The following is a 23,329-nucleotide window of genomic DNA, read 5'->3' on the forward strand; positions in this document are numbered from 1 at the left end:
ACAACACCGATTTGGTGTGCCAGTATGGCCATGAAGGGTTGCTGCGCGGGAAGGCGCGGCTGGCGGGATTAGGTTGTGGGTTTCTCCGGTGGGCCAGTTGGCGATGCCGCGGTTTGGCGCGTCGCAGCTTCGCGTGTCAGGCCGGCGAGGCGCGGGCTCCGGCGGCTTTGGCCAGGCGGTGCGCGGCGATGCCCCACGGTTCGGCGGCCGGACAGGCCGAGGCCATGGCGATCTTGATGCGGCGGACGCTGATGCGCACCAGTGCGCCGATCTTCAGGAGCTTGAGGCGGATGGTGCCGCAGGTGGCGTCCGCAAAGATGGTTTCGGCAAGGCCGATGCGCCTCAGGGCACAGATCAGCACATAGGCCATCGAGGCGAACCACAACCGCAGTTGGTTGGCGCGCATGGTCGCCGCGGAAGTGCGGTCGGCGTAGAGATCGAGCTGGCACTCCTTGATGCGGTTTTCCATCTCGCCACGGGCGCAGTAAATGTCCTCGTAGAGCTGCCGCGCACCCGCCTCGGCCCGCTTGAGCGAGGTCACGACGAAGCGCGGATTGGCTTCCCCTTTTGTCCACTCCGCCTTGGCGACGACGCGGCGCCTTCGGCTCCAGGTGCCGCGCGTGCTCCACTGGAAGTCCTTGAAGCGGCGCGCCGGGCGGCCGGTCTTCTCGGCTGCAGCCCGCGCCGCGGCGAGCTCCTCTTCGATCATGGCGACCAGGCGCGTGTTGCGGGCGAGCCCGAACAGGTAATCCACGCGGTTCCGTTCGCACCACGCCATCAGCGCCTCGCGCGCAAAGCCACTGTCGGCGCGCAGCAGGATGCGCACGAACGGCCAGTGGACGCGGATTTGCCGGACAATCCGCTCGACCTCCGCGACGCTGCCCGCGCTGGCGTCAATGTCGGAGGGCCGCAGCTTGGCCGCCAACAGATGCCGGCCGCAGAACACGTACAGCGGCAGATAGCAGTAACAGTCGTAATAGCCGTGGAAGAAGCGTCCTTCCTGATGCCCGTGCAGCGGGTCGTCGGTGGCGTCGAGATCGAGGATGATCTGCGCCGGCGGTCGCTTGTGCGCCTCCAGGAATAGCGTCACCGGCAACGCCTCGATCGCCGCCGCGTCGTAGGCGATCTTGTGATAGCGCGAAGGCTCGTTTCGGCTCAGCTCCAGCCGGTTCAGCGTCGACTTGCCGGCCACCGGCGCGCAGTCCTCGCGCTTGGCCTCAAGCTTGCCCGCCAGCACCGCCATCAGCGGGTCGTGCCGCAGCTCGTCGTGATCGTTGAGATCTTCGTAGCCAAGTGCAATGCCAAAGACCCGTTGTCCGACCAACGTCCCGACCGCATGCTCGATCAAGTCCGGACGGCGATGATCGCGAAAGCAATCTGCAAAACGCCCCACCAGATCGATCGCTCGATCGGCGGCGCCCAGAAGCAGCGCTCCAGCGTCCGACGTCACCAGGCCAGCATCAAAGGCCGCTTCCACAGCCCGGCCTTCCACCACTCCAAAATCAAACCGTTCTGCGCTACACTCTGTCGGCATCGGGGCATTCCTTGAATCATCGCAAAGTCCTTCTCGCAAAAGAACTTTCGCTGATTCGCGCCCCGATGCGCCTCAACACTGGTAGAGTCGGGGAAGGGCGCGGTAGCTTGGGCCATTCGGCAACGCCCCGTTTCCCTTCCTCGCTCATCAAACCGGACGTGCGGAGCTACCGCATCCGGCTTTCCGACTGGCTTCAGTGCAAGGCCCACGGCGGCGGTCCCAAGTGGACGCGTCGGAGGTGCAAGACCCCGAGCGCGCCAAACACAGCCTCTCGCGGGAAGAGGCGGGTGCCACGCGACGGCACCTTGTGACGTCGGACCAGGAATCCGCGGACCCGTTCGTACACATGGTTATCGACGGTCCGGTACGCCGGTTTCCGAGTGCCGTAGCCGAAGTACGTGCTCCAGCCTCGCAACAAGCGATTGAGCCGGTCACGCACGTCAAGCCAGCACCCGGTGTTGCCGGGGACCAGGATATCGCTCACCTTGGCTTTGAGCCGCTGAACACTCTTCTTGGACGGGCTCGCGCCCAGATACCAATGGCCATCTTTCCGGTACCGATGCGGCCCGAAGCTATAACCAAGGAAGTCGAAGCTCTCGCGCCGGGCATCCTTCACCGAGGTTTTCGCCTCGTTGAGCGTCAGCCCGAGTTTCGTCATCACCGCTTTCGTCCACGCCAGAGCCTCGTGCGCATAGCCGCGGCTGAGGATGACGAAGTCGTCGGCGTACGAGACGATGTGGGCGCGGAAGGCTTCGCCGCGTCCGGTCAATCGCCAATGCTTCAGGAACCGGTTCATATAGATGACGGAGAGCAGCGGGCTTGCAACACCGCCTTGCGGTGTGCCGCGCTTGCTGTTCTTGCCGCCACTCATGCGCCGCTTCCCGTTGCCGTCCCGCTCCTCGACCGGCGCTTGCAGCCACAGCTTGATCAGCCACAGCACATGCCGGTCAACGATGCGTCGGGCCACCGATTTGAGGAGGTCCGAATGCGGGATCGTGTCGAAATATTTCGACAAATCGGCGTCAACCACGTCGGTATAGCCCCGGCAAATCAGCCGGTGCGTTTCCTTGATCGCATCGACCGCGCTGCGACGCGGACGATAGCCATAAGCACTGTCCTCGAAGTCCGCTTCGAATATCGGTTCCAACACGAGTTTGGCGGCAGTCTGAATGACGCGACAGCGGATCGTGGGAATGCCGAGCGCGCGCTCGCCTCCCCCGGGCTTCGGGATCATCACCCGCCGCACCGGATCGGGTCGGTACGTCTTCGAAACGAGGTCCTCGCGCAGCCCCGCTAACCATGCTTCCACGCCCGACGCCTCGATCTGCTCAAAGGTCACCCCGTCAACACCAGGCGCACCCGCATTGGCACGGGCCAGCGCGTAGGCGTGGCGCAGAATGTCCTCACGGCAGATCTTGTCGTAGAGCAAATAGAAGCGGTAGGCAGGCTCCGCCTTCGCCTTGCAATAGAGCTTTCTCTGAAGGGTCCTGATCCTTTCAGGCGTTTCGAGGCTCATCGCCAATCACCTGTTTCCTCACCGTCTTTGAAAGCACACCAGAAGTCAGGGACCTTCCCTCCGCCGGCATTACCCGGTTTCAACGGTACCGCGTCCCTGTCCGACTCCCGCTGCAGGCCGCCGCCAATTGCGACGTTGAAGACGCGACCTCCGCCCGCTGCGGGTCTCCCCCGATTACCCGCATCGCCCTTCCAGCGTGCCGAGTCCACTACCCCGGCGGATCAAACAGGTGCGCACGTCGATTGCTTCCCTATCCACACGGCCTTCCCCGTATCTCAGGCGGGTCGGCATCCGCATCTTCACTTTCGAGGCCTGCTCAGACTTCACTCATATTACGGCCCGCTGGATTGCTCGACCGCCCAAGGCGGCCTTTCAGGCGATCTTCTCAGGGTGAGAACCGGCACGGGCTTGCCTATGGCATAGCCCTGAACATAGTCGACCCCGATCTGGAGCAGCTCGTCCAGGATGGCGACGCTTTCGACGAACTCCGCGACCACCTGCTTCTGCATGATCTTCGCGGTCTTGGTGATCAGCTCGACCATCGCGCGATCAACCTTGCTGCTCAGGATCTCCTTCACGAACGAGCCGTCGATCTTGATGAAGTCGACCGGCAGATGCTTCAGATAGGCGATCGAGGACATGCCGGTGCCGAAATCGTCGAGCGAGAAGCTGCAGCCGATCCCCCTCAGCCGCGCAATGAACTTCCGCGCCTCGTCCAAATTGGAGATCGCACTGGTCTCGGTGATCTCGAAGCAAACCAGCGTCGGCGGAACGTCGTACTGCATGAACAGCTCGGCGACGAACTCGACGAAATCGCTGTCGCCGATGGTGGCGCCGGAAAGATTGATGGCGTAGCCGGCGATCTTGCGGTGGCTGTGCTTGCGCTCGGCGATGAGCTCGAAGGCGCGGCGCACAACCCAGCGGTCGATCAGCGGCATCAGGCCGTAACGCTCGGCGGCAGGCAGGAAGCTGCCGGGCGGCACCAGGCCGCCATTTTCGTCGCGCAAGCGCAGCAGCAGCTCGCGCCGCTCGTGGCCCTTCAGTGCACCGGCTACGGGACGGATTTCCTGCTCGTAGAGGCAGAAGCGTCCTTCGTCCAATCCCTTGCGGATGCGATTGACCCAGCTCATCTCGGTGACGCGCACCGTCAGGTCGGTATCCGACGGACGGTGCTCCTGGACACGGTTGCGCCCCTTGTCCTTGGCGAGGAAGCAGGCGACGTCGGCAAGCCGCAACGCGTCCTGCACACCGGCGCAATCGTCCAGCCTGACCAGACCGATGCTCGTGCTGATCCGGAAGCTCGAGCCCTCATGGACGAAGCTCGACTGCTCGACCACCGCCCTGATCCGCTCCGCAACATCGGAGGCGGCACCGCCGTCCTCGCGCAGCAGGATGCCGAACTCGTCGCCGCCGAGACGCGCCACCAGCCCGTCACCGCCGACTTCCGTCGCCAGCAGCCTTGCGACTTGCTTCAACAGCCGGTCACCCGCCATATGGCCGAGGTGTCGTTGATGATCTTGAACTGGTCGAGATCGATCAGCATCAGATCGGCACTGGCCGCCGAAAGCTCCGCCATCGATTTGTGGAGCTCGAACTCGAACTGGCGCCGGTTGGCGAGGCCGGTGAGCGCATCATGCGAAGCAGCCCATGCCAGCTCCTCGACCAGCCGCCGCTCTGCCGTCATGTCATGAATGATCATGACGCGGCCGGCGGGGTGGCCTGCATGCACAATCGGCCTCTCGACCACGGAGACCGGTACGCTGGACTGATCGGGCCGCAGCAGCCGCTGCTGTGACGCGCTTTCGCCGTCGGCCTCAAGCGTCCGGAGCGATCCCTGCAGCGGCTGCTCGGTGATCTGGAACAGCGACGAGACCGGCTGGTCGGTCGCATCCTGCCCTGCCGCGAGCAGCCGCTGCGCAGCGGGATTCATGTAGCCGACCCGGTCGTCCGGCGTCGTCACGATCACGGCATCGCCGATCGAGGCCAGTGTGAGCTGGGCGCGCTCCTTCTCCACGGCGAGCGCGGTCTCCGCCAGCCAGCGCCGCTGCAGCATCCGTCGCGTGTGGAACAGGACGATGCCGGCGAGGCAGGCCGCGATCGGGGCATTGACGAGCAGCAACAGCGAGGACACCTGGCGCGACGCCTTCCCAAGATGATCCGAGAAATCGACGGCAAGCGCGCTCAGCGCTGCGTCGACCGCGCCGATCCGTTGGGCCCAATGCCTGATGGTCGCCGCGGACGGATCGTGCAATGCGCGGTCGTTTTCGGCCTCGTTGCGAATCTGGATGAGCTGATCGAGCAGCACATCCGAATTCCGCCACGCCGTCACGGCGCCGGCAACGTGGCGCAGCTTGCGGAAATACTTGAACAGCCAAATCAGGCCGCCGATGTCGTCATCATGGTTGCCCGCCTTGGCGAAAGCAACGCGCGCCACAGCATCGTTGTTATCAGGCGCTTCCAGGGCTATCCGCGCCGTGCGGTCGGCCAGCGGCACCGCGATCGCGGCGTCGAACTTCCTCAGATAGTCGGACGTGCCGGTGCTGACATAGATCTGAAGATAATGGATGGCGTCCTTCTGCCCCTTGGACCAGAGGCTTTCGCCGGCCACATAGGCCCTCACGGCCGACATCACCTGGAGGCTGCCGGCCGACAGGCTGGCTTGCAAAAATACGATCGCGATCAGCGGCCCAACCACCCGCCAGAGCGACTTGCTTCGAAACGAAAAGAACATGAGAACGCCCGAAACAATAATTTGTCGGGCAGAGCGTAGGAACTACGGCTTAACCTCACGTTGCAAAACGCAATGAGTTTGAAGCGACTTGGTTGCAACGCAATTCGCTCAAACTGTACATATCCGGACGCTGAGCACGAACGGGGAGCCGCCGCTCAGGGACGCAAGCTTGGCGTCGTGTTCGGCGCCGGCGCCTGCTCCATTTCGGCCTCCTCCGGCAGTTTGTCGGCATGGACCGCGAGCGGCGTCCCGATCCAGAGCGGATCGTCACGATGATCGCGCCGCGGGTTCGTCGTGTTGGGATGGACCAGGATGCTCAGGCTGCCATGATTCAGCATCAACCATGGCACGAGCGTGGGAAACAGCTCCGCCGCAAAGGCCACCTGATACATCGCCTGATCGTGCGGGCCGACCTTGACGTCGTGCCAGCGCCCGAGCGTGACCAGGAAGCGTTCGCCGATCCAGTTGCGCAGCCGCTCCGCCTCGGCCCGGCTGGTGGCGGGGTCATAATAAACATGGGCGTGATAGCTCGCGATCTCGCCGATCGTGCGCGGCGCGTCCGTCATCTCGTCATCCCTCTTTCTGACTAAGGCCGGTTAGCAGGCTTTCGAACAGCTTGTGCGCGTCCTTCCGCAGCCTTCTGGCGTCGTCGGCGTCCGGCAGCATGATCGCCACCTTGCAGATCATGGCGTCGAGCAGCCTGGTCAAGAGCCCCATGTCGTCAAAGGCGATCTCGCCCTCGCGCTTCAGCGCATTCAGCGTGGCGCCGAGCAGCGCCATCGGATGCGCCTCCTCGATCTCGCGATAGCGCTGGTTGCCGAGGATCGCCGGCGCCTCCTGGATCACGATGCGCCCGTAGATACGAGCGGTATATATCATACATTATGTATATTAAATACATTCGGAATGAATGGAGTCGATCATGGACGCGCACCGGATGTTCGCGCTCGCGCAGGGCCTCGCCGCGGCTAAGAGCCGTCAGGACCTTCCCGCAGCGATGAAGCTGTTTCATTCCGACATGTTGCTTGAGACACCGGCGTTCGGGACGGCCCGCTCGGCCGGCGCGTGCTGTTCGGCGCGGCCGGCGGCACGTTCGAGGGACCGAAACTGCGCGGCGAGGTTATCGCCGACGGCGGCGACTGGGCGCTGTTTCGCCCGGACGGAACGATGTCACTGGACGTGCGGCTGGTGCTGAAGACGCATGACGGCGCCTTGGTGCACATGACCTATGGCGGCCGCTGGGTGACGCCGCCCGAACTGCGCGCCGACATCGCCGATCCGGTCAGGCGCTACCAGGTCGATCCTCGCAGCTATTATTTTCGCACCAACCCGCTGTTCGAGACCGGCGCGAGCCAATACGCCTGGCTCAACGACATCGTCTGTGTGGGGATCGGCTACCTCGTCGGGGGCGGCATCGCCTACAAGATCGCGCAGGTCGTCTGATATCGGGATCGCCGATCCGCTACAGGCGCCGCAGCACGCTGAACTGGAACGACTGCGTCGCGCCCCAGGGCGTGACGTGCCGATGCGGCTCCTGTGCGACCAGCTCGAATGCCGGACCAATCGTCCGGCTGAGCGTCACGGAATCGTAGCGCTGCACCGGCAGGCCGCTGCATTTCTCCGGACCATCGAGCGCGAAGGTGCCGATGACGGCGTGACCGCCCGGCCTGACGCCGCGATTGAGCCGGTCGAGATAGGCCGAGCGGTCCGCCTCCTCGACCAGGAAATGAAATGCCGCGCGGTCGTGCCAGACGTCAAAGGCTTGCTCTGGCTGCCAGACTGTCGCATCGCGCGTGATCCAGCGCACGCCTTCGCCCGCCGCGCCGAGCCGCTCCCGCGCCCTCGTGAGTGCGGCATCAGAGATGTCGAGCACCGTCAGTGTATGAAATCCATCCGTCAGCAGGGCATCGACCAGGCGCGACGCGCCGCCACCGACGTCGATGATGGATGCGTCCCGGCTCACGGCGACCGATTCGATCAGGCGCAGCGAAGGCTGCGGATCGGCCTGCGACCAGCTCACCTGCTGCTCGCCCTTGGTCAGGTAGACGGTCTGCCAATGCGATTGACGATCTGAGGCGGTCATGGCGAAGCGGTCCCGGCAGTCGGTGGTTGCGGGGCAAGCTGCGCTGCGCACCGATGACCATGACTTATGAGCCGCGATTACCCCCGTCAACCGGCCGCAAATGCCGCATTTGATTTGTCCGATTTTCCATCTAGCCTAGAGACGGGTTGAGATTGGGGCGCCCGCATGGCCACGTTTGGCTGGACACGCGTCAAGAAGCCTTCGGAGGATGCCGCCTTCGACTTCGGCGGCCTCACTGACCCGCTGGCGTTTCTCGCCGCACTCGACAAGGCGGTGCCGCGCTATCTCGATCTCGTCGACAACGGCGCGCTGGTCTATCCGGCCTGCAAACGCAAGGCGGTAGACACAAACGGCGATGGCCGCGCGATCTGGGAGCATACGCGGCTTGAAGCCATGCGCTATCTGCCGATGGTGCCGCGGCAGGACGCGCCGCTGCTCGTCGATCCCGCCCGCCAGGCCGACATGATCGACGCCTTCCTGCGGCAACGCCCGCACGAGAACACGATCATCGATTTCACGGGCACGCCGATCGAAGACTACGGGATCGCGATCTACGCTGCGCTGAACTGGCTGAACCATTGCGGGGCCCTCTCGGGTGCCGATCCGCAGAAATTCTCCGGCACCTTGCGCAGCTTCCGCAGGGTCATGGTCGTCGCCCGGCAATGGTGGGCGATCGAGGGTGCTGCGGAGCGTTGCCGGCAGATGCTGCAGGGGGGCAAGCGGCCGCCGCTGGTGTTCTTCCTGCTGTGGGCCGAATGCACCAACCTCGCGCGGGAGATTGCAATCGCGGTGACGCCGGACGACGGCGCATTGCGCCTGAAGTCGGCGCAGGATCCGGAGGATCTTGCACCATGACCAGCCGCGGCAGGCAGGATCGCTGCAGGTGCAGCGCAACCAGCTAGACGGCCGTCTCGCTGCGCGGCGGCTTCGCCGGCGTCTTGCCGCGCCGCAGGAACGTGACGCCGATCCGATCGCCATTGACCCAGGCGAGCTTGCAGCGTCGGTACGCGAGCCCCTTCGAGGAGAGCAGCAGAAAGAACTCGACCAGGTTCAGGCCCTCCATCGAGGCGCCGACGGTCAGCCTCGCCCCATTCTCGGAGACATGGTCCATCGTGCACTCGCGCCACCACGTGCCGTCGATCGCCATCAATTGCGCGGGCATCGGCTGCTCGAACCTGATCCGCGATGATGATCGTCGCTCCTGCCCGGTCATCGTCGGCAGCCGCCTGCTACGCGACCGAATCGGCCTCGGCGGAGGCCGATTGAGGCTCCCTGGTCTTGCGCGAGATGAGCCGCACTAGGTCCTTCTGCTTGTAGGTCTCGACGAACTTGATCGCGAATCCGTTCGGAAGATACCGGACTACGCGCCCGATGCACGCACCGACTGCGAGCGGCATGCCGATCGGCGGCTGCACCTCGGAAGACACCGCCGCCCCCGACAGCGAAACGTCGATCAGGAAACAACCTCGCGTGCTGCCGTCGGCCAGCGTCAACACGGCGTGCGGATTCGAAGGAACGAAGCGCGGATTGTCACGCACCTCGAGGACGCTCGGATCCTTCTGCCTCTTCTCGATCCAGGTCAGCTTGTCGGCGAACTTCTCGCGCATCGCGCGGGTCATCTCGAGTTCGAAGAGGAAGCTCCCGCTCATGGTGTCGGTGATGGAGCCCTCGAACCTGCCGAACTCCTCAAAATACGACGTCAGCCGGTCCCCGATCTTGCCGACCACCGGGACGTCGACGATCATGCGGAACGGCGAGACGCGCTTTGTGCGGCAGGCGAAGGTGCGCAGCCGGCCCTGCGCGTCGTACCAGTTCGGCAGCGTGTAGCTGCCGTCAACGATGATCTTGACCGCGCGCTGCTTGAGAAACTTTTCAACAGACACGGCAAGGCCTCGCTGGACGTGATCTGATCGCACAAGTTTCGGACGGATTGACTTTCCTGGCCGGCCCCGGGGTTCGGCCCGACCGTACCGACGCTCCGCCGGCAGCGGACGCTGCGGCTTACGCCACAACCTGGCGCAGGATCGGTCCCGGCGGACGGGTGCAGCACGGTTCTACCGGCAAATTGCTAATAAAAACTAAACCCGGGACGGACGCGGGCTGCGGCCACTTTAGCGCTCAACCCTTTCGCGGATGTTTATTTCTCACACCGCACAACTACGGAGAGCAGAAAAGCCATGCAAAAGCGCGTTCCGCGTGCATCAGGTCGTCTCCCAAGGCGGGATGACTAGTGGGCGGTTTTCGCTAGACTCGCGATTGAGGGGCAAGCCCGGATGCGCCTGTTCGATCCGCTCCTCGATTCCTGAACCAGACCGGACCCCCGCATGCCCAACATTCCCCAGAAATCGCTCGCCGACGGCAAGATCTTGCAAAGCGTGGTCGACGGCGTCGGCGTCATCACCTTCAACAATCCCGAGAAGCGCAACGCGATGTCGCTGGAGATGTGGGAAGGCTTTGGCGAGGCGCTGGCAGCGTTGCGCGATGATCCCGGTGTCCGCGTCGTGATCCTGGTCGGCGCCGGCGACAAGGCCTTCGTCTCGGGCGCCGACATCAGCCAGTTCGAGAAGACCAGGCACAACGCCGAAGCCTCGGAGGAATATTCACGGCGCAGCGCCGCCCAGCGCGCTTTGCTCGCCGACTATCCGAAGCCGACCATCGCCTGCATCCGCGGCTTCTGCCTCGGCGGCGGCATGCAGGTCGCGATGCTCGCCGACATTCGCATCTCCGGCGCAAGCGGCCAGTTCGGCATTCCCGCCGCCAAGCTCGGCATCGCCTATGGCTATGACGGGCTGCGCCATCTGGTCTCGCTGGTCGGGCCATCCTGGGCGCGGCTGATCATGTACACGGGCATGCGGATCGATTCCGCGGAGGCGCTGCGGATCGGGCTGGTCGACCGGGTGCTGCCGGATGCCGAACTGTGGGACGCGACGATGGAGATCGCGCGCACCATCTCGGGCAATGCGCCGCTCGCGATCAAGGCCGCCAAGATCACCATTGCACAGGTGCTGAAGGATCCTGACGACCGCGACATGGCCGCGATCAAGCAGATCGGCATCGACTGCATGGACAGCGAGGATTTTCGCGAGGGCCGCCGCGCCTTCATGGAAAAGCGCAAGCCGCAGTTCAAGGGCCGCTAGGACAGGGTGACTTGCACCTCGCCGCGCTTGCGGGGAGAGGTCGCACAGTTCCGTCGCCCTCGCGACTGACGCCACCTGTTTCTGCTAGCTGACCGGGACCGTGTAGTTGAGGATCAGCCGCCCGCCATCCGGATAGATCGTCTGGCCGGTAATGTAGGAGGCATCCTCGCTGGCCAGGAACGCCACGACCGAGGCGACCTCGCTCGGCTGGCCGCACCGGCCGGCCGGTGTACGCGACAGCACGCTGCGCCGCGCCTCCTCGGAGGAGAAGATCGCGTTTGCCACCATCTCGGTCAGGATCGTGCCGGGCCCGACCGCCACGACGCGAATGCCGTGCGGTGCCAGCGCTACCGCAGCGACCGAGGTAAGCTGCTTCATCGCGCCCTTGGACATCGCATAGGTCGCAAGCGAGGGGATCGCGAGCAGCGCGTTGACCGAGGACATGTTGACGACCACGCCTCCGCCGCCCTGCGCGATCATCTGGCGGGCCGCGGCCTGGACGCCGAAGAACGCGCCCTTGAGGTTGATCCCCATAACGTCCTCGAACTCGGCTTCGGTGATCTCGAGGAAATCCCGATTGCGCGCGACGCCGGCATTGTTGACCATGACGTCGAGCCGGCCGAATTCCTTCACGGCCGTGGCGACGATACGGTCGACATCGGCGCGCTTGCTGACGTCGGCCTCGACGGTGCGCAGGTCATTCGCAGGCCCAAGCTCGCCGGCCGCCTTGGCCAGCGCCGCACCATCGACATCCGAGATGACGACCTTGGCGCCATCGGAGAGAAAGCGTTCAGCGCAAGCCTTGCCAATGCCACGCGCCGCGCCCGTGATGGCGACGACCTTGCCGGAAAACTTCATGGGAGTGCCTCCAGGAAAAGAGCTTTCCCGGAGCAATAGCGCATCATGCGGCGACAGGGAACGCGGCGGATTCTCCGCGGCACTCACGCGATCAGGATTTGACCCGCGCCAGGATCCGGTCGGCTTCGGTGCGCCAGTCCGGGCTGTGGGCGAACTCCGGCGTCCCCCTGGTTCCGAACACGCCTTCGTCGGCAAGGTCGGCGATCCAGGCCTGCCGTTCCGCGGTGCCCGACGCCGACCATGGCGTGAGCCCGGCCTCGCGCACGGTCTCCGCCACCTCACGCACCTCCTCGGCGCGCCGCCGCCCGTGTTCGATCACGCGCTGGAAGAAATAGGCGCCCTGCTTTTCCCAGTCGATCGCTGGAAAGGTCTCCTTCAACGAGGCGAGCACCGCATCCTCAACGCCATAGGCTCGCGCGGTCGTGAAGCTTTCGATGACCATGGCCTCCAGGCCCTTGATCATGATGCTGCGGCACATCTTGACCGCGGAGGAGATGCCGAGCTGGTCGCTTGCGACCTTGGCCGCGAAACCGAGCGTAACCAATAGCGGTGCCAGCTCCCGTGCCCCGCGGCCGCCGAGCAACAGCGGCACCTTGATCCGGTACGGCGGCACCGAGGTCATCACCGCGCCCTCGACATAGCGGCCGCCGGAACCGTCGATACAAGACGCGGCGCGCTGCTTGGCGCCGGGTGACGCCGAGTTGAAATCGAGGAACCAGGCATCCTTTCTGATCGCCGGCGCACAGACCTCGGCCACCGGCACCGCCTGGCTCGCCGTCACCGCCGAGACCATGAAATCAGCCTGGCCTGCGAGGTCCCTATGCGATCGCGTCAGCTCGACCCCGATCCCCGCCGCATGCTCGCGCAACGGCTTTCCCTGCTCGCTTCCGAGCTTGATGTCATAGGCGCAGACCTTGACGCCCTGCTGGCGCAGGTCTTCGGCAAGGATGCGGCCAACCTCGCCATAGCCGAGCAGGCCGACCTGCCATTGCCTTGGATCGTTCGCGACTGTCATCAGTTCAAATCCCGCGTTGTGTCGTCAAACAGCTCGTCCACCTGTAAGCGCCGGGGGATCAACGCCTGCTGAACGCAATAGTCGATGATCAGTTCGAGCGGCTTGCGGATCGCCTCGACGCCGAACGGCAGCAGGTCCGGGACGCCGGGCGGCCCAGCGTTCGCCTTGCCGCGCTTGAGCAGCGCGTAGAGCTCCCGCACCACGTCAGGCCGCGACGCCGCAAGCATTTCCGTCACCACCACCAGATGATTGACCGGCACGACGCCATGCCGCCGATACCAGCGCGCAGCTTCTCCGGCCGGATCGTCGAACAACGGCTTGAGCGCGGGATCGTTCGACGTCTCGCCCAGCACGGCGTCGAGCTCGCCGTCCTTCAGCATCTGGATGATGCTCCTCCCCTGCGGCGCACGCTCCGTTCTGTCAACATATTCGGCGACATGCGGGCCCTCGAACGTCACCCAATCGATCCTGTCGAGGTTCACGCCGTAATCATTGGCAAGGATGCCGCGCATCCACGCCCCTGTCGTGGTCGTGAACGAGCGAATGCCGACCCGCTTGCCTTCAAGATCGCCGGGCGCAAGCGTGCCGCGATCGGCGCGATAGAGCGCATGGCCATGCTGGAACCGGCCGAGCATGACGGCCGGCAGCAACACCAGCGGTTTGCCATGCGCCCTGGCCATCAGATAGGTGACGATCGCCATCTCGCAGACGTCGAACGCCTGCTCCCGCACCATCGGCTTGAATGCGGCGTGGGTCGGCGTGAATTCGACGAAGTCGGGATCGAAGAGGTCGGACCGCAATGCACCCGTCTTGACCGCCTGAACGTGCGGGTGACTGCCGAGCACGGTGCGCAGCCGAAGTCTGTCCATCTCAGCGAGCTCCGGAAATCGAGGTCAGCGTTCGCCCTGGGTTCTCGCGGCAATCGTCGTCTTGCGTCGCAGGGATGCCGTTCGATCGAGCGGTGCGGCTTGCAGCGAGGCGACGGTCGCACGCACCAGCTCCTCGATCGCCTGGCCGGCGTCGGTGCCGTCGGCACTGCCGCGCGACAGCCGGGAGACGCGCTCCGGCGTCACCAGCGTGTAGTAGAGCGCGCCGAGCAGGAAGTGGCCGCGCCAGACGATGTCGGTGCGCGGAATATGCGGCAGGCTTTCATGGATCGCATCGATAAAGGCGTGGCTGGTGTCATCGAAGGTCTGCGCGATGATCCGCCGCACGACCTCGTTGCCCTCCGCCGACATGATCGCGCGCAGCCGCGTGAAGCGCGTCCCGCCGCCGGCGAGATCGCTGCCCGAGGTGAAGGCCGGCAGCACATAGGCACGTACGATCGCCTCCAGCCGGTCCTCCAGGTCGCGCACCCGCCTCGCCGCTGCCAGCAATTCGGAGCGCCGCAGGTTCATCGGGCCGCAGTGGCGCCGGTAGATTTCGAGCAGCAAGCCGTCCTTGGTCTTGAAGTGATAGGTCACGCTGCCGGGATTGGCGCCGGCAGCCTGCGCGATGTCGCGCACCGACACGGCGTTGAAGCCGTAGGTCGAGAACAGTTCCTCCGCCGCGGCGAGGATCGCCTCACGCATGTTCGGCCTGCGTGTGCCGGGGGCCTTGGCGGGTTTGCGGACCATATTTGTACTATCGTACAAATAATCAGGTCGCGTCAACAATGCACCGGCGCCGCCGTGCCGCGCACATCCGTCAGGACAGCTTGACGTCCGGCTCGGCGCGGCCGTACGCCGCAGCGTCGAGCAGGAAGGTCCTGCCATGTTCGGGATCGGCGGCGCGCTGCGCCTCACCCATGTCTTGCCAGGCCGAGGTGACCAGCACGCGCGAGAAGTCGCGGCCGACAAAGGCTGGACAACTGGATTGCCTCGCCGGCACGCGCAACGAGCGCAGCCGGCGGCCGTTGGGATCGTAGACATCGACGCAACCGCCGCCCCAGCGCGCGTTCCAGATCATGCCGTCCGCGTCGACGATCGCGCCGTCCAGCCCGCCGACACCTTCGTGCCTGATCAGCGCAACGGGCTCGCCGACCGGCAAGCCGGTCGATGCATCGAGTGGCACGCGGTAGAGCACATTCGTCGCGGTATCCGCGAAATAGCCGATGTCGCCTTTGGGCGAAAAGCAGATCGCGTTCGGGATCGTGATCCCGGAATAGAGCCGCGTTATGCGGCCGCGATGCAGCGCATAGATCGCGCCCGCCGCTTTCTCCGCTTGGCGTCCTATGGTGCCGAGCCAGAACGTGCCCGAGGGATGCACGCGCGCATCGTTGGAACGTGTCACCGGATTATCCGCTTCCAGCTGAACAAACAGCGCCATGCGGCCGTCCGCGACCTGACGAACATAGAGTCCATCCTCGGTGAGGACGAGCTGCCGCTCGGCGTCGATCCGCGCCAGCGCGCTCGCCATCTTCGGCAAGCTGTGAACGATGGTGCGCCCATCCGCAAAACGATGCTCGAACAGGCGGCGCTCGCGGATGTCGAACCACCAGGCGGTATCGGTCGCGGCATCATAGGTTGGCCCTTCGCCGAGATGGCAGCGTTCGGCCGACAGCACCGATGTCGGTACTTCCTCCATCAACACGTCGGCGACATGATCTGCCATTTCGATGCTCACAGCGTTGAGAAGCGATAGATGATCGAGCGCCGATAGATCTGGCCAGGATCGAGCCGCGCCGACGGAAAGTCAGGCCGGTTCGGCGTATCCGGCCAGGCATGCGGCTCGAGACACAACGCGTCCGATTGCCGGTACAGACGATTGCCCTTGCCGGCAGTGGAGCCGTCGAGGAAATTGCCGGAATAGAACTGCAATCCCGGCTGATCGGTGAACAGCTCCATCGCCCGGCCGCTGCCCGGCGCCTCCAGACGCGCGGCCAAGCGCACGCCCGTGCCCGGCGTCAGACAATAATTGTGGTCATAGCCGCGGCCGAGCCGCAGCTGCTCGTCATTTATTCTGATGCGCGCGCCGATCGCCATCGGCTTCCGGAAGTCGAACGGCGTACCGTCAACGGGACGCGGCGGCTCCGGCAGCGGAATCGCGGTCGGGTCGACTGCGAGGAAGTGATCCGCATCGATCATCAGCCGGTGATCGAGGATGGGCATGCCCGCACGCGCGCCCTCGAGATTGAAGAAGCTGTGGTTGGTCAGGTTGAGAAGCGTCGGACGGTCGGTCGTCGCCTCGAATGTCACCGAAAGCTCCGTCGGACCTCGCACGCGATAGGTCACGCGCGTCTGCAGATTGCCCGGATAGCCTTCTTCGCCATGCGGACTGGTGCGCGCGAGCACCAGCGTCTGCTCCGGATTATCGGTGAGTTCAACGATCTCCCAGAGCTTGCGATCGAAACCCTCCAGGCCACCATGCAATGCGTTGGGACCGTTGTTGGCGTCGAGCACAACCGTCTTCCCGTCGAGCATGAAGCGTGCGCCAGCGATCCGGTTGGCATAGCGCCCCACGGTCGCGCCGAAGAACTTGCGCTGCGCCAGATAGCCGCCGAACTCGTCATGGCCAAGGACGATGTCGTCGCAATGCCCGTCGCGATCGGGCGTCATCAGCGATTGCAGCGTGGCGCCGAAGGGCAAGATGGCGGCCTCGAAACCGTCGGCACCGCGCAGCGTCACGCGTTCGACCAGGGAACCATCGGGCAATCTGCCAAAAGGCGCGCGATCGATGGTGGCTGATGTCATGGTCAGTCCTCATACGCCTCGATCACCGGCGCGTGCTGCCTGCGCGCGCTCTCGCCGAAACCGACGACGGCGACACGAAACAGATCGCTCATGGCCGTCCTCGCATAGCTGACATGACCGGCTGATACAGCCCAAGGAAGAGCACAAGTTCGCGCTGATTCCTAGCCGGGCTTCTTTATTGTCGGTTGCGAGCACGCAGGCCTGACACGCGTCATGTTGGATGGTGCCGCGTATCAGGACACAATGTGGCGGCGCGAGCGGCTAGCGCGCGGCTTCGAATCCGCCGAGCACGGCCGTCAAATTGGCGCCGAGGATATCGGAGAGATAACCGCCCTCCTGCACCAGCACCGTTGGCAAACCGAACCGGGCCAGCCCCTCGCCGATGCGCCGGAACCCGTCGGTGGTGACAGCGAGGCCCGCAAGCGGGTCCTTTTCGGAGGCATCGAGGCCAAGGGCGACCACGAGCGCGGTCGGCGCGAAGGCGCGGATCACCTTCTCCGCCGCCACGAGCGCCTTCATGTAGTCATCGTCGCCGGTGCCTTTCGGCAACGGAATGTTGAGATTGGCGCCGAGACCAGGGCCTGCGCCGCGTTCATGGGCATAGCCCCACACGAACGGATAGAAGAACGACGGATGGGCGTGGATCGAGACGGTGAACACGTCCGGTCGCTCATAGAAGATGCCCTGTGTGCCGTTGCCGTGATGCACGTCGACGTCGAGGATCGCGACCCGCTCATGCTTCTGGCGCAGATGCTCGGCCGCAATCGCGCTGTTGTTGAGGAAGCAGAAACCGCCGGCGAGGTCGCGATAGGCATGATGGCCGGGCGGGCGGCACAGCGCGTAGACGGCATCCTCGCCGTCGAGCACCATTTGCGCTGCGGTCACCGCAACATCGCTCGATGCGCAGGCGCCGGCCCATGTCCCGGGACCGATCGGGCACGCGGTGTCCACCGTGTGCCAGCCGAGCCTGCCGACGATGTGGGTCGGATAGGTGCCGGCGTTTCGCACCGGGTGCATGTTCGCGATCATCTCCGGCCCCTGGTCGCCCAGCGCGGCCCACGCCTCCCACGCTTCGGCCAGGAAGCTCAGATATTCCGGGCTGTGCACGCGTGCGCGCGGTCCCTGCCCGAACGCAGTTGGCTCGAGCAGCGTGTGCCTGCCGGCCTTCAGCCCTGCCAGCAGGCGATCCGCGCGCTCCGGTTGCTCGGTGGTGCGCTGAACCACGCCGCGCACCAGAAAGAATTGCGGATCATGGCTGCGATGCAGTTCACTATAGACGGCCTTCACGAGATACTCCTGTTCGACGTTTGGATCGGACTCATTGTGTGCGTGCGGCGGGCACTCGGCGAAAGCTCCATTTGCCGCTTGTACACTATCCGCGCGGTCGAGCGTCTGAAACACGACCCGATTTGTGCTATGCCCGGCGCAATGGTGCAATGATTCAGACGCGCTGGAGGAATTCGGGCAATGGCTGGCAGCAAGGCGGAAACGGAGGATGGCACGATGGCGCGCCGCGGCCGGCCGCGCTCCGCCGCGACCACCGCCGCCATCCTGCAAAGCGCCTACACGTTGATGGCGACCACCGGCCTTGCCGCCACCACGATCGATGCGATCGCGCGCCACTCCAATGTCTCGAAGATGACGATCTACAAGTGGTGGCCGTCGCGCGAAGCATTGCTGATCGACGCCTTCCTCGACCAGGCCTCGCGCGCCGTGCCGCTGCCCGGGACAGGCACTCCGGTGGCACGCATCCGCCGCCACGTGGCGACCTATGTCGAAGCGCTTCAGGGCGAATTCGGGCGCGTCCAGCTCGCGGTGATCTCGGAATGCATTTCTGGCACCGGGTCGGCGGAACTGTTCTACGAACGCTACCTCGGCCTTCGTCGCAGCAAGATGCTGGAGACGATTATCGCCGGCCAGCAGGACGGCAGCATCGGCGCCAGCGGCGCGCCCGGCGATCTCTATGACGCGATCTATGGCAGCCTGTTCTATCGCTACGTCTTCGGCATCAAGCCGCTGACCTCGGCCTACGCGCGCAATCTCGTTAATCTGGTGCTGCGGCCGCACGCGGATGCGTGACATTATCGGAGCATGATCCGGAAAACTGTACCGCGGTTCTCTTCGCAACGAACGCGGAACGTTTGCGCGGAGATCGTGCTCAGGAATCAAGCGGTCTGCCGCTGACGGCGAAACCACGCCCAGGTCTCGCGCGTCACGGCGCGGTAATTCCTGCCACGATACACGATATGGCCATCGACGATCGCGTTCAGCCTCGGCAGTGCATGGAACGGCACCGTCGGATAGGCGTGGTGCTCGACATGGTAGGGCATGTTCCAGGCAAACCATTTCATGACCTTGCCGGTCATCGTGGTGCGGGTGTTCTCGAATGCGCTGCGCGTCCGCTCGCAACCGGTGTGCTCCGCATAGAGATAGGGACGCAGGATGAGCTGACCGGCGAGCAGCGGCACGATCCACACCCAGAGCAGGATCGCGCTATGCAGCGCGAGCGATGCCACGAGCAACAGCAGATAGCCCGCAAGATAGAGCCTTGCCTCCGTCACGATCGACGCGCGCCTGTTTTCCGGAATCCAGGGCACAGTCACCTTGCTGGTAAGGGCATGCCGCAACATCAGGCGAATGCGGACCAACACCTGCAGCAATCCCGAATAGGCGATCGCGAGCTGCGTGTCCGAACTTGGCTTGGGGCCGACGATCAACTCCGGATCCTTCTCAGGATCCTGCGTATAGCGATGATGGTCCCAGTGAAACAGGTAGTAATATTCGTAAGGCAGTCCAATCATGAAGGCGGACAGATTGCCGAGAGCAAGATTGAGCGCACGGCTGCGGAACGCGGTCTTGTGCGCGGTCTCATGCACCACCATGAACAGGAACGCGACGAAGTAGCCCTGCACGGCAATCAGCGGGAACGCCCATGGCAGGCCGTAGCGCGACGAGACCAGCCAGATCAGCGCTCCGACGATCACGATCATCCCGTAATGGCTTGCCGCGCGCACCGCGCCGGGAAGATTCGATTTGACCGATAAATCGCGCAAGCTCTCCGGGCTCAGCGGCTTCAGTCGAGGTCCGGCATCATGGGTCTCTGCGGTGCTCATGGTCGTCTCACATGTCAGCGTTGCAGGAGCGCCGAGACCTCGGCGTTGATGAAGGCGCGATCGGCGGCATTGTTGATCGGATTGCCGGCGCGGTGACCATGGATCGAGGGAATCGCGCGCAGCGCGGCCGAGCGCGCATTGACCAGCCGGGCAAGTTCGTCCTCATTGTCGCGCATGTCGAAATAGCGGTCGGTGCGGCCGGGCATCAGCAGCACGTGCGCCTTGATCGCGGCCAGCGCACGGTCGAAGTCGCCGCCGAATTCATCGCAGCGGCTGATGTCGCCGCTCTGCCACATCGCGATCTGCGCCAGCAGATCATTGGCGTCGCGCCGGGCGAAGGCACCGTCCCACGAGGCCGCAAGGTAGTTCTCCAGCGATTTGAATCCGGCCTCACGCCAGACCTCGTCGCGGTAGAATTCATGTGACATTGCCCAGCCGGCATAGACGCGCCCCATCGCACGAAAGCCGGCCACCGGATTGGTGACGAAGCGGCCGTGCTGATAGGCGGGGTCCGCCGTCAGCGCGGTTCTTACGCCTTCGAGAAAGACGTGGTTGTACGGCGAGCACCTGGCGCTGCCGCAGACCACGGCCACCCGCTCCACCATGTCGGGATAGCGGGCAGCCCAATGATAGGCCTGCATGCCGCCCATCGACCAGCCATAGACCAGCGCGAGCCTGGATACGCCAAACCGCTCGACCAGGAGCCGCCGCTGGATCGCAACAGCGTCGTAATAGCCGAAGGCAGGAAACGGCGCGTTGCCGAGCACGTCGCCTGAATTCGATGGCGAGGATGACAGACCATTGCCGAACAGGTTCGCGATGACGATGAAATAGCGGTCGGGATCGAGCGCCCCGCCCGGCTGCACCAGCCATTCGATGTCGGTGTGCCGTGCGCTGAAAGACGTCGGGTAGAGGATGACGTTGTCCCGGGCCGCATTCAGCGCGCCATAGGTCTTGTAAGCCAGCCTGAGCCGCGGGAACACGGCGCCGCCTTGCAGCGTCACTTCGCCGGCTTCGAACACGTCGTAGTCGCGAGGCGTGGTCATGGGCAATCGACCCCGATGTAAAAGCGCAACGCTGCGCCCTCAATAACTGTACGATAAGTACACTAATTGTCCGGCCGACGCAACAGCCGCGATGGTGGCATGACACCGGCCCGATCAATTCAAAATCGGTATGGATCGATACAAGCTTCGGCTTGGACCCCTTGCCTTCACCTCTCTAGGAGAGTTTTCGAGGAAATTTCGAGGAGGCGCCATGAGCGCAATTGTGTCCGCCGCCGAGGCCCGGCGATCCCGCGTCCGGCTTCTTATGGTGACGATGCTGTTTCTCGTCACCACCGTGAACTATGCCGATCGCGCCACGCTGTCGATCGCGGGTCCCGCCCTTTCCAAGGAGCTGCATCTCGATCCCGTCGCGATGGGCTATGTGTTCTCGGCCTTCGGCTGGTCCTATGTGGTCGCGCAGGTGCCATGCGGCTGGCTGCTCGACCGCTTCGGCTCGAAATGGGTCTATGCGATCGGCATCATCGTCTGGTCGATCTTCACCGCGATGCAGGGCCTGGTCGGTTTTCTCGCTGCGGGAAGCGCCGTCATTTTGCTGTTTGCCCTGCGCTTCCTGGTGGGCATTGCCGAAGCGCCATCGTTCCCGGCCAACGCCCGCATCGTGGCCGCCTGGTTCCCGGGAAATGAGCGCGGCACCGCGTCGGCCTTCTTCAACTCGGGGCAATATTTCGCGACCGTGATCTTCGCGCCGCTGATGGGCTGGATCGCGCACGAGCATGGCTGGCGCCATGTGTTCTATGTGATGGGCGGACTCGGAATCATCATGGGGATCGCCTGGATCAAGACGATCTACGAGCCGAAGGATCATCCCTCGGTCAACGAGGCCGAGTTCGACTACATCAAAGCAGGCGGCGCGCTGGTCGACATGGACGCGCCGAAGGATGGCAAGGCACCGGACGGCGGCCCGAAATGGGATCACATCCGCCAGCTCCTCGGCAACCGCATGATGCTCGGCGTCTATATCGGCCAGTACTGCATCAACACGCTGACCTATTTCTTCCTGACCTGGTTCCCGGTCTATCTCGTGAAGGAGCGCGGGCTGTCGATCCTGCAGGCCGGCTTCGTCGCCACCTTGCCGGCGCTGTGCGGCTTCATCGGCGGCGTGCTCGGCGGCGTGATCTCCGACTACATCCTGCGCCGCACTGGCTCGCTGACCATGGCGCGCAAGATCCCGATCGTCGGCGGCATGCTGTTGTCGATGGCGATCATCGGCTGCAACTATGTCGAAGGACAAGCGCTGGTGGTCGGCTTCATGGCGCTCGCCTTCTTCGGCAAGGGCATTGGTGCGCTCGGTTGGGCTGTCGTCTCCGACACCTCACCGAAGGAAGCCGGCGGCGTCTCGGGCGGGCTGTTCAACACCTTCGGCAATCTCTCCTCGATCACCACGCCGATTATCATCGGCTACATCCTCGCCGCCACCGGCTCGTTCAACGGCGCGCTGGTGTTTGTCGGGGCCAACGCGCTGGTCGCGGCGATCGCCTACCTCTTCATCGTCGGCGAGATCAAGCGGGTGCAGCTGAAGGCGGCCTGAGCGGCCGGAGCCACATCCCAACAACACATCAACGGCGGCTTCGGCCGCCGTCCTTGTCTTCTTGGTCTCCGGGAGGCATCGATGCTAGAACGCACAAAACCCCGCCTCATCCATTCAGGGCCGGTATCGATGTTCGACCTGAACCAGCTCCGCTGTTTCGTCACGGTGGCCGAGGAGCTGCACTTCGGTCGCGCCGCGGCACGGCTCAACATGACCCAGCCGCCGCTCAGCCGGCAGATCCAGGTGCTCGAGCACATCATCGACGCGCCGCTGCTGGAGCGCACCAGCCGCTCGGTGCGGCTGACGCCGGCGGGACGCAGCTTCCTGCCCGAGGCGCGGCGCATCCTCAAGCTTGCCGAGTCCGCGTCGCAAGTCGCGCGCCGCATCGCGCTCGGCAAGACCGGCTCGCTCAAGATCGGATTCACGGCCGCAGCTGCCTATGGTTTTCTGCCCGATCTGATCGCCACCTGCCGCACCCGGCTGCCCGAAGTCGATTTTTCCTTGAAGGAAATGGTCTCGGGCGATCAGTTCGAGGCGCTCACCACTGGTCAGATCGATGCCGGCCTGTTGCGCCCGCCGATTGCCCGGCCCGAATTCGCAAGCCGGCGTGTCGTCGCCGAGCCGTTGCTGGCCGCGATCCCGAAACGGCATCCGCTGGCGTCTGTCGAGATCATCTCAATCAAGGACTTCGACGATCAGCCCTTTGTGATGTATTCGCCGTATGAGGCCCGTTACTTCCATGATCTGCTGGTGGCGCTGTTCACGCGCGCCGACGTGCTGCCGCGCTATGTCCAGCATCTCAGCCAGATCCACTCGATCCTCGCGATGGTGCGCGCCGGGCTCGGCGTCTCGATCGTGCCGGAAGCTGCCGCGAGCCTGAAGATCGCGGATGTCAGGCTGAAGCCGCTGAAGCTGCGCGCGGCGGCGCCCGTCGAGCTGTTCCTGGTGTGGCGGCGCGACTACGAGAACCAGCTGCTGCCGTCATTGATCGACATCGCGACGGAAATAGCCGGGCCGCATGCCGGCGGCGATTGATGCAGATGACGCATCGTTCGATACCGCGTTTAGCTTGGACG

At 64.4% G+C, this 23,329-nt stretch carries 24 protein-coding genes; 6 read left to right on the forward strand and 18 right to left on the reverse strand.

Annotated elements, in window-relative coordinates:
- Window positions 1-136: 136 nt before the first annotated feature.
- The 6 genes from MTX19_RS33085 to MTX19_RS33110 all read right to left on the reverse strand — a co-directional run bounded on the left by MTX19_RS33085 (window position 137) and on the right by MTX19_RS33110 (window position 6,660).
- Window positions 137-1,534 carry an IS1380 family transposase gene (locus MTX19_RS33085; RefSeq protein ID WP_280980118.1) on the reverse strand — a complete coding sequence of 466 codons (1,398 nt, stop codon included), beginning with the start codon at window positions 1,532-1,534 and terminating at the stop codon, window positions 137-139.
- A 193-nt stretch (window positions 1,535-1,727) separates the two neighbouring features.
- Complete coding sequence (gene ltrA, locus MTX19_RS33090) at window positions 1,728-3,050, reverse strand: group II intron reverse transcriptase/maturase (RefSeq protein ID WP_280980119.1); 1,323 nt, start codon at window positions 3,048-3,050, stop codon at window positions 1,728-1,730.
- Between the two features lie 332 nt (window positions 3,051-3,382).
- Window positions 3,383-4,525, reverse strand: coding sequence for an EAL domain-containing protein (locus MTX19_RS33095; protein ID WP_280980967.1), 1,143 nt, complete (start codon window positions 4,523-4,525; stop codon window positions 3,383-3,385).
- Complete coding sequence (locus MTX19_RS33100) at window positions 4,522-5,781, reverse strand: diguanylate cyclase (RefSeq protein ID WP_280980968.1); 1,260 nt, start codon at window positions 5,779-5,781, stop codon at window positions 4,522-4,524. The genes MTX19_RS33095 and MTX19_RS33100 overlap by 4 nt, the downstream gene beginning before the upstream one ends.
- Window positions 5,782-5,936: 155 nt before the next feature.
- On the reverse strand, window positions 5,937-6,347 hold the full coding sequence (locus MTX19_RS33105) for a DOPA 4,5-dioxygenase family protein (protein WP_280980969.1): 411 nt from the start codon (window positions 6,345-6,347) through the stop codon (window positions 5,937-5,939).
- A gap of 4 nt (window positions 6,348-6,351) precedes the next feature.
- On the reverse strand, window positions 6,352-6,660 hold the full coding sequence (locus MTX19_RS33110) for a hypothetical protein (protein ID WP_280980970.1): 309 nt from the start codon (window positions 6,658-6,660) through the stop codon (window positions 6,352-6,354).
- Window positions 6,661-6,846: 186 nt separating this feature from the next.
- On the opposite strand from MTX19_RS33110, the gene MTX19_RS33115 reads away from it, so the two are divergent.
- Window positions 6,847-7,224, forward strand: coding sequence for a DUF3237 domain-containing protein (locus MTX19_RS33115; RefSeq protein ID WP_280980971.1), 378 nt, complete (start codon window positions 6,847-6,849; stop codon window positions 7,222-7,224).
- A 19-nt stretch (window positions 7,225-7,243) separates the two neighbouring features.
- Here the strand turns inward: MTX19_RS33115 and MTX19_RS33120 are convergent, their stop codons facing one another.
- The gene (locus MTX19_RS33120; RefSeq protein WP_280980972.1) at window positions 7,244-7,864 is read right to left on the reverse strand and encodes a class I SAM-dependent methyltransferase; all 621 of its coding nucleotides are present in this window, start codon (window positions 7,862-7,864) and stop codon (window positions 7,244-7,246) included.
- Between the two features lie 165 nt (window positions 7,865-8,029).
- Here MTX19_RS33120 and MTX19_RS33125 point away from each other — a divergent pair, with 165 nt between their 5' ends.
- Window positions 8,030-8,719: a hypothetical protein gene (locus MTX19_RS33125; RefSeq protein ID WP_280980973.1), complete on the forward strand. Its 690-nt coding sequence runs from the start codon at window positions 8,030-8,032 to the stop codon at window positions 8,717-8,719.
- Window positions 8,720-8,762: 43 nt separating this feature from the next.
- Here MTX19_RS33125 and MTX19_RS33130 read toward each other — a convergent pair whose 3' ends face one another.
- Window positions 8,763-9,077 (reverse strand): PilZ domain-containing protein, encoded by a 315-nt coding sequence (locus MTX19_RS33130; RefSeq protein WP_280984952.1) that lies wholly within the window; start codon window positions 9,075-9,077, stop codon window positions 8,763-8,765.
- Window positions 9,078-9,093: 16 nt separating this feature from the next.
- Entirely contained in the window at window positions 9,094-9,747 is a 654-nt protein-coding gene (locus MTX19_RS33135; protein ID WP_280985663.1) for a PilZ domain-containing protein, read from the reverse strand.
- Window positions 9,748-10,188: 441 nt separating this feature from the next.
- Here MTX19_RS33135 and MTX19_RS33140 point away from each other — a divergent pair, with 441 nt between their 5' ends.
- Complete coding sequence (locus MTX19_RS33140; protein WP_280980974.1) at window positions 10,189-11,001, forward strand: enoyl-CoA hydratase; 813 nt, start codon at window positions 10,189-10,191, stop codon at window positions 10,999-11,001.
- Window positions 11,002-11,085: 84 nt separating this feature from the next.
- Here MTX19_RS33140 and MTX19_RS33145 read toward each other — a convergent pair whose 3' ends face one another.
- The 7 genes from MTX19_RS33145 to MTX19_RS33175 form a co-directional block, all read right to left on the reverse strand.
- Window positions 11,086-11,859, reverse strand: coding sequence for an SDR family oxidoreductase (locus MTX19_RS33145; RefSeq protein ID WP_280980975.1), 774 nt, complete (start codon window positions 11,857-11,859; stop codon window positions 11,086-11,088).
- A gap of 91 nt (window positions 11,860-11,950) precedes the next feature.
- The gene (locus MTX19_RS33150) at window positions 11,951-12,874 is read right to left on the reverse strand and encodes a DUF1932 domain-containing protein (RefSeq protein ID WP_280980976.1); all 924 of its coding nucleotides are present in this window, start codon (window positions 12,872-12,874) and stop codon (window positions 11,951-11,953) included.
- Window positions 12,874-13,743, reverse strand: coding sequence for an ABC transporter substrate-binding protein (locus MTX19_RS33155; RefSeq protein ID WP_280980977.1), 870 nt, complete (start codon window positions 13,741-13,743; stop codon window positions 12,874-12,876). Before MTX19_RS33155 ends, MTX19_RS33150 begins: the two co-directional genes overlap by 1 nt.
- A 24-nt stretch (window positions 13,744-13,767) precedes the next feature.
- The gene (locus tag MTX19_RS33160; protein WP_280980978.1) at window positions 13,768-14,490 is read right to left on the reverse strand and encodes a TetR/AcrR family transcriptional regulator; all 723 of its coding nucleotides are present in this window, start codon (window positions 14,488-14,490) and stop codon (window positions 13,768-13,770) included.
- 70 nt (window positions 14,491-14,560) lie between these two features.
- Window positions 14,561-15,439 (reverse strand): SMP-30/gluconolactonase/LRE family protein, encoded by an 879-nt coding sequence (locus tag MTX19_RS33165; RefSeq protein WP_280984953.1) that lies wholly within the window; start codon window positions 15,437-15,439, stop codon window positions 14,561-14,563.
- A 35-nt stretch (window positions 15,440-15,474) separates the two neighbouring features.
- Window positions 15,475-16,545 (reverse strand): aldose epimerase family protein, encoded by a 1,071-nt coding sequence (locus MTX19_RS33170; protein ID WP_280980979.1) that lies wholly within the window; start codon window positions 16,543-16,545, stop codon window positions 15,475-15,477.
- A 261-nt stretch (window positions 16,546-16,806) separates the two neighbouring features.
- Window positions 16,807-17,832 (reverse strand): histone deacetylase family protein, encoded by a 1,026-nt coding sequence (locus MTX19_RS33175; protein ID WP_280980980.1) that lies wholly within the window; start codon window positions 17,830-17,832, stop codon window positions 16,807-16,809.
- 180 nt (window positions 17,833-18,012) lie between these two features.
- Between MTX19_RS33175 and MTX19_RS33180 the strand changes: the two genes are divergently transcribed.
- Entirely contained in the window at window positions 18,013-18,624 is a 612-nt protein-coding gene (locus MTX19_RS33180; protein ID WP_280980981.1) for a TetR/AcrR family transcriptional regulator, read from the forward strand.
- 86 nt (window positions 18,625-18,710) lie between these two features.
- On the opposite strand, the gene MTX19_RS33185 is transcribed toward MTX19_RS33180, so the two are convergent.
- Window positions 18,711-19,658 (reverse strand): fatty acid desaturase, encoded by a 948-nt coding sequence (locus MTX19_RS33185; protein ID WP_280980982.1) that lies wholly within the window; start codon window positions 19,656-19,658, stop codon window positions 18,711-18,713.
- A 14-nt stretch (window positions 19,659-19,672) separates the two neighbouring features.
- Window positions 19,673-20,704, reverse strand: a complete 1,032-nt coding sequence (locus tag MTX19_RS33190) for an alpha/beta fold hydrolase (RefSeq protein ID WP_280980983.1) — start codon at window positions 20,702-20,704, stop codon at window positions 19,673-19,675.
- Window positions 20,705-20,915: 211 nt separating this feature from the next.
- Here MTX19_RS33190 and MTX19_RS33195 point away from each other — a divergent pair, with 211 nt between their 5' ends.
- Both MTX19_RS33195 and MTX19_RS33200 read left to right on the forward strand, forming a co-directional pair.
- Complete coding sequence (locus MTX19_RS33195; protein WP_280980984.1) at window positions 20,916-22,253, forward strand: MFS transporter; 1,338 nt, start codon at window positions 20,916-20,918, stop codon at window positions 22,251-22,253.
- A gap of 129 nt (window positions 22,254-22,382) precedes the next feature.
- On the forward strand, window positions 22,383-23,288 hold the full coding sequence (locus MTX19_RS33200; RefSeq protein WP_280984954.1) for a LysR substrate-binding domain-containing protein: 906 nt from the start codon (window positions 22,383-22,385) through the stop codon (window positions 23,286-23,288).
- Window positions 23,289-23,329: the final 41 nt, after the last annotated feature.

The organism is Bradyrhizobium sp. ISRA464 (assembly GCF_029910095.1).
Taxonomy (GTDB): domain Bacteria; phylum Pseudomonadota; class Alphaproteobacteria; order Rhizobiales; family Xanthobacteraceae; genus Bradyrhizobium.

Excerpts from the sequence above, each read along its gene's own strand:
- MTX19_RS33085 (WP_280980118.1), bottom strand. The coding sequence starts at position 1,534 with ATGCCGACAGAGTGTAGCGCAGAACGGTTTGATTTTGGAGTGGTGGAA.
- ltrA (WP_280980119.1), bottom strand. The coding sequence starts at position 3,050 with ATGAGCCTCGAAACGCCTGAAAGGATCAGGACCCTTCAGAGAAAGCTC.
- MTX19_RS33100 (WP_280980968.1), bottom strand. The coding sequence starts at position 5,781 with ATGTTCTTTTCGTTTCGAAGCAAGTCGCTCTGGCGGGTGGTTGGGCCG.
- MTX19_RS33105 (WP_280980969.1), bottom strand. The coding sequence starts at position 6,347 with ATGACGGACGCGCCGCGCACGATCGGCGAGATCGCGAGCTATCACGCC.
- MTX19_RS33110 (WP_280980970.1), bottom strand. The coding sequence starts at position 6,660 with ATGATATATACCGCTCGTATCTACGGGCGCATCGTGATCCAGGAGGCG.
- MTX19_RS33120 (WP_280980972.1), bottom strand. The coding sequence starts at position 7,864 with ATGACCGCCTCAGATCGTCAATCGCATTGGCAGACCGTCTACCTGACC.
- MTX19_RS33125 (WP_280980973.1), top strand. The coding sequence starts at position 8,030 with ATGGCCACGTTTGGCTGGACACGCGTCAAGAAGCCTTCGGAGGATGCC.
- MTX19_RS33130 (WP_280984952.1), bottom strand. The coding sequence starts at position 9,077 with ATGACCGGGCAGGAGCGACGATCATCATCGCGGATCAGGTTCGAGCAG.
- MTX19_RS33140 (WP_280980974.1), top strand. The coding sequence starts at position 10,189 with ATGCCCAACATTCCCCAGAAATCGCTCGCCGACGGCAAGATCTTGCAA.
- MTX19_RS33145 (WP_280980975.1), bottom strand. The coding sequence starts at position 11,859 with ATGAAGTTTTCCGGCAAGGTCGTCGCCATCACGGGCGCGGCGCGTGGC.
- MTX19_RS33150 (WP_280980976.1), bottom strand. The coding sequence starts at position 12,874 with ATGACAGTCGCGAACGATCCAAGGCAATGGCAGGTCGGCCTGCTCGGC.
- MTX19_RS33155 (WP_280980977.1), bottom strand. The coding sequence starts at position 13,743 with ATGGACAGACTTCGGCTGCGCACCGTGCTCGGCAGTCACCCGCACGTT.
- MTX19_RS33160 (WP_280980978.1), bottom strand. The coding sequence starts at position 14,490 with ATGGTCCGCAAACCCGCCAAGGCCCCCGGCACACGCAGGCCGAACATG.
- MTX19_RS33165 (WP_280984953.1), bottom strand. The coding sequence starts at position 15,439 with ATGGAGGAAGTACCGACATCGGTGCTGTCGGCCGAACGCTGCCATCTC.
- MTX19_RS33170 (WP_280980979.1), bottom strand. The coding sequence starts at position 16,545 with ATGACATCAGCCACCATCGATCGCGCGCCTTTTGGCAGATTGCCCGAT.
- MTX19_RS33180 (WP_280980981.1), top strand. The coding sequence starts at position 18,013 with ATGGCTGGCAGCAAGGCGGAAACGGAGGATGGCACGATGGCGCGCCGC.
- MTX19_RS33185 (WP_280980982.1), bottom strand. The coding sequence starts at position 19,658 with ATGAGCACCGCAGAGACCCATGATGCCGGACCTCGACTGAAGCCGCTG.
- MTX19_RS33190 (WP_280980983.1), bottom strand. The coding sequence starts at position 20,704 with ATGACCACGCCTCGCGACTACGACGTGTTCGAAGCCGGCGAAGTGACG.
- MTX19_RS33195 (WP_280980984.1), top strand. The coding sequence starts at position 20,916 with ATGAGCGCAATTGTGTCCGCCGCCGAGGCCCGGCGATCCCGCGTCCGG.
- MTX19_RS33200 (WP_280984954.1), top strand. The coding sequence starts at position 22,383 with ATGTTCGACCTGAACCAGCTCCGCTGTTTCGTCACGGTGGCCGAGGAG.